We start from the raw sequence: 4,304 nt of genomic DNA, 5'->3' as shown, positions 1-4,304 counted from the left end.
CGTGGACGCGCAGCCGGGGAAATGGCATGCGCAGATCCGGTTCGACCCGGGCGGCATGCAGATCGAGGCGGCGTTCCCCGAGGCGGACGCCGGCCGGCTCGCCACCGGGCAGGCCGCCACCGTCACGCTGCCCGACCGGCCCGGCACGCCGCTGCACGCGACCGTCGTCCAGGTGGACCCGGTCGGCACCAGCGACGGCACGCTGGTCACCTTCAGCGCGCGGCTGGCCTTCGAGCAGGCACCCGGCGACCTGCTGGTCGGCCAGAGCGCCGCGGTCCGGGTCACGATCGCGTCGCGCCCGAATTCGCTGCGGGTGCCCAGCACCGCCGTGCGCGCCGACGGATCGGTGCTGGTCCGCACCGCCGCCGGTGACGCGCGAACCCAGGTCCAGGTGGGCCTGCGCGGCGACGCGTACACCGAGATCATGGCCGGACTCATCGACGGTCAGGAGATCGTCACAGCTTCTTCCTAGCGCGTTCCCAGGCAGTTCCGAGCGTCGAACCGTAAGAGATACGGTGTGCCACCACGACCGACCCGGGTGCTCGTCGTCGACGACGAGCCCAACATCTGCGCCCTGCTCTCCGCCACGCTCCGGCTCGTCGACTTCGACGTGCGGGTCGCGGCCGGCGGCTACGAGGCGCTGACCGTCGCCGAGGACTTCGCCCCGGATCTCGTCGTGCTCGACGTGATGCTGCCCGACCTCGACGGCTTCGAGGTCGCGCGCAAGCTGCGGTCCGGTGGCGGGCCGGGCGTACCCGTGCTGTTCCTGACCGCCAAGGACGCCGTCGAGGACCGGATCTCCGGACTCACGGTCGGCGCCGACGACTACGTGACCAAGCCGTTCAGCCTGGAAGAGGTCGTGCTGCGGATCCGGGCGATCCTGCGGCGCAGCCACGCGGCGAGCTCGGAGGCCGGCGTCCTGCGCTACGCCGACGTCGAGCTCGACGAGGACGCGCACGAGGTGCGCCGGGCCGGGCGGCTGGTCGACCTGTCGCCGACGGAGTTCAAGCTGCTGCGCTACCTGCTGGTCAACGCCGGCCGGGTGGTCAGCAAGGCGCAGATCCTGGACCGGGTGTGGAGCTACGACTTCGGCGGTGACGGCCGGATCGTCGAGTCGTACGTGTACTACCTGCGCAAGAAGATCGACGCCGCCGGACCCGCGCTGATCCACACGGTGCGCGGCGTCGGCTACGCGCTGCGGTTGCCCCGGGAACAGGAATGAACCCGCCGCGGCTCCGGCACTGGCGCCGCTGGACGCTGCGGGCCCGGCTGGTCGTCGCGGTCGCCACGCTGAGCGCGTTCGCGCTGCTGGTCGCCAACGCGATCGGCCTGACACTGCTGCGCCGCAACCTCACCGACCGGGTCGACGAGCAGCTGCACGCGATGGGCCAGGCGGCCACCCAGCGCCGGACCTGGGACGGTGTCCTTCCGCCACCGCCGAACCCGATGTATCCCCGCGGCCGGCTCGACGCCGACCGCGCCTTCGTGTTCGTGCCCGCGGAGGGTGGCACGCCGCTGTTCTCGGTGCCCGACGGGGTGCCGGCGCCGCGGCTGCCGGGCTACGGCGACCTCGTGGCGCGGGCCGGCGGTGAGCCGTTCACCGTCGGCGCGGTGGACGGCACGATGTCGTGGCGGGTGCTCGTGGTGGCCCGCCAGGACGGCAGCCTGGCCGTCTCGGGCGTGTCCTCAAGGCCGTGGATGCCACCGCGGACCTGCTGCTCGCCATCGACGTCGCGGTCATGCTGGTGGTGCTGGCGCTGCTGGCGGGCGTCGCCGCCCTGGTCGTGCGGATGGGCCTGCGCCCGCTGACCCGGATGGAGCGCACCTCGGCCGAGATCACCGCCGGCGACCTGTCGCTGCGGATCCGCGACGCCGACCCGCACACCGAGCCCGGCCGGCTCGGCATCGCGCTGAACTCGATGCTCGACCGGATCGAGGCCGAGGTCTCCGCGCGGACGACCTCGGAGCGGCGCCTGCGGCAGTTCGTCGCGGACGCCTCGCACGAGCTGCGTACGCCGCTGACCTCGATCCGCGGCTTCGCGGAGCTGTACCGGCGTGGGGGAGCGGTGCCCGGCCAGCGGCTCGACGAGATGATGGCCCGGATCGAGTCCGAGGCCGCCCGGATGGGCCTGCTGGTCGAGGACCTGCTCCTGCTGGCCCGGCTGGACCTGCAGCGGCGGCCGGAGCGGCGGCCCGTCGACCTGCTGGCGATCGCGGCGGACACGATCAGCGACGCGCACGCCCGGCAGCCGGACCGCCTGGTGGAGCTGGCGGCCCTGGGCGGCGCGGCCGACGCGCCGTTCGAGCCGGTGACCGTGCTGGGTGACGAGCACGGGCTGCGCCAGGTCGCCACCAACCTGGTCGCCAACGCGCTGCAGCACACGGCGGCGCCCGCGACCGTGATCCTGCGGGTCGGCCGCCACCGGCCCGGCGCTCCGGCTCAACGGCCCTCCGCCGCGGTCGGCGACGTGCCCCTCGACCGGCCGCTGGCCGTGCTGGAAGTGGCCGACACCGGGCCGGGCGTGCCCGCCGAGCACGCCGAGCGGGTGTTCGAGCGGCTCTACCGCGCCGACCCGAGCCGCAACCGGCGCAGCGGCGGCTCGGGCCTCGGGCTGTCCATCGTGGCCGCGATCGTCACCAGCCACGGCGGGCGGGTGGAGCTGCACGGCCGGCCGGGCGCGGGCGCCACGTTCCGGGTGCTGCTGCCGGAGGACGGCCGGGTTCCCAGCGGGCCCTGAGCTGGCTCGGTGCGGGCTTTGAGGCGCGGCCACCAGGCTGGCGCGCATGCCTGTCCGCCTCCGCCCGGCCTGGTTGGTCAACGGGCTGCTCGCCGCCGCCGTGGTCGCGGGCGGCCTCTGGGTGTACTCGTCGTTCGCGCCGGCCGAGGCCAGCACCGCCGGCACCGCGGGTGGCACCACCCGCACGGTCCCCGTCGGCCGGGGCACGGTCACCAAGACCGTGTCGGCGTCCGGCTCCGTGCGCAGCACGTCGACCGCGACCGCGTCGTTCGGCACCACCGGGACGGTGACCTCGATCGCGGTCACGGTCGGGCAGCGGGTGGCCAAGGGCGCGACGCTGGCGACCGTCGACGACACGGCGGCGAAACGCCAGCTGGCCGCGGCGGAGGACGACCTGGACGCGGCCCGGGACGCGCTGGACCGGGCGCAGGACGCGCACGCCGACCCGGCGAGCGCGCAGGACCAGGTCGACCAGGCCGAGCGGGACGTCGACGCGGCGCAGGACGCGGTGGCCGGCACCGTGCTGAAGGCGCCGATGGCCGGCACGGTGACGGCGGTCGACGGCACGCTCGGCGGCCCGGCGTCGGGATCGTCGTCGGCCGGATCGACGTCCGGCTCCGGGTCGAGCCGGTCCGGATCCACCGGTTCGACCAGCTCGAGCGCGGGTTCGGGCTTCGTCACCATCGAGGACCTGAGCCACCTCGAGGTGACCGCGTCGGTGGCCGAGGCGGACGCGACCAAGCTCCGCGCGGGCCAGCCGGCGCGGGTCACCTGGAACGCACTGCCGGACGCCCGCGCCGACGGCACCCTCGCCGCGGTGGGCCCGACGGCGACGACCAGCGGGGACGTGGTCACCTACGGCGCCACCGTGCGGCTCGGCGCGCTGCCGGACGGGGTCCGGGCCGGGCAGACCGTCGAGGTGGCCATCGTGGTCGGCGAGAAGGCGGACGCCGTCACCGTGCTCCCGGCCGCGATCACCAGCGCCGGCGGCCGGCACACCGTCACCGTCGACCAGGACGGGCAGCACGTCAGCCGGGACGTCGAGATCGGCCTCCAGGGCGACCAGGCCACCGAGGTCACCGCCGGCCTCGAGCCGGGCGAGCAGGTGGTGGTCACGATCCCCACCAGCGGCGGCAACCAGAACGGTGGCGAGTTCCGGTTCCCCGGTGGTGGCTTCTCCGGCGGCCCGGCCGGGGGAAGCGGGTTCCGCGGCGGCAACACCGGCGGCCGGCAGGGGGCCGGCCGGTGACTGCCGCGGTGCTCGACGTCCGCCGCGTCGGCAAGGTCTACGGGACCGGCACGACCGAGGTCGCGGCGCTGCGGGCCGTCTCGCTCACCGTCGCGCGCGGCGACTACGTCGCGGTGATGGGCGCCTCGGGCTCGGGCAAGTCCACCCTGATGAACATCCTCGGCTGCCTCGACGTGCCGACCAGCGGGCGCTACCTGCTCTCCGGCGTCGACGTCGGCCGGCTCGGCGACCGTCAGCTCGCGCTGCTGCGCAACCGGCGGATCGGCTTCGTCTTCCAGTCGTTCAACCTGATACCCCGGATGACCGCGCTGGCCAAC

General features: G+C 74.9%; 4 protein-coding genes and 1 pseudogene. All 5 read left to right on the top strand.

Annotated elements, in window-relative coordinates; translation table 11 throughout:
* Positions 1 to 472 (top strand): HlyD family efflux transporter periplasmic adaptor subunit (locus tag AB0H87_RS38775; protein WP_360157828.1); only part of this gene is annotated, 472 nt, incomplete at its 5' end.
* Between the two features lie 45 nt (positions 473 to 517).
* On the top strand, positions 518 to 1,222 hold the full coding sequence (locus AB0H87_RS38770) for a response regulator transcription factor (protein WP_360157825.1): 705 nt from the start codon (positions 518 to 520) through the stop codon (positions 1,220 to 1,222).
* Positions 1,219 to 2,738, top strand: a pseudogene (locus AB0H87_RS38765) (HAMP domain-containing sensor histidine kinase). The gene AB0H87_RS38770 and the pseudogene AB0H87_RS38765 overlap by 4 nt, the downstream one beginning before the upstream one ends.
* A 46-nt stretch (positions 2,739 to 2,784) precedes the next feature.
* Entirely contained in the window at positions 2,785 to 3,987 is a 1,203-nt protein-coding gene (locus AB0H87_RS38760) for an efflux RND transporter periplasmic adaptor subunit (RefSeq protein ID WP_360157822.1), read from the top strand.
* On the top strand, positions 3,984 to 4,304 hold a 321-nt coding region (locus tag AB0H87_RS38755), incomplete at its 3' end, for an ABC transporter ATP-binding protein (protein ID WP_360157819.1). The genes AB0H87_RS38760 and AB0H87_RS38755, both read left to right, overlap by 4 nt.

Source organism: Asanoa sp. NPDC050611 (assembly GCF_040654855.1).
Taxonomy (GTDB): domain Bacteria; phylum Actinomycetota; class Actinomycetes; order Mycobacteriales; family Micromonosporaceae; genus Asanoa.
Note: the sequence above shows the minus strand (reverse complement) of the source record. Positions and strands in the feature narration are given on the sequence as shown.

Coding starts and splice junctions, on each gene's coding strand:
- AB0H87_RS38760 (WP_360157822.1), top strand. CDS start 2,785: ATGCCTGTCCGCCTCCGCCCGGCCTGGTTGGTCAACGGGCTGCTCGCC.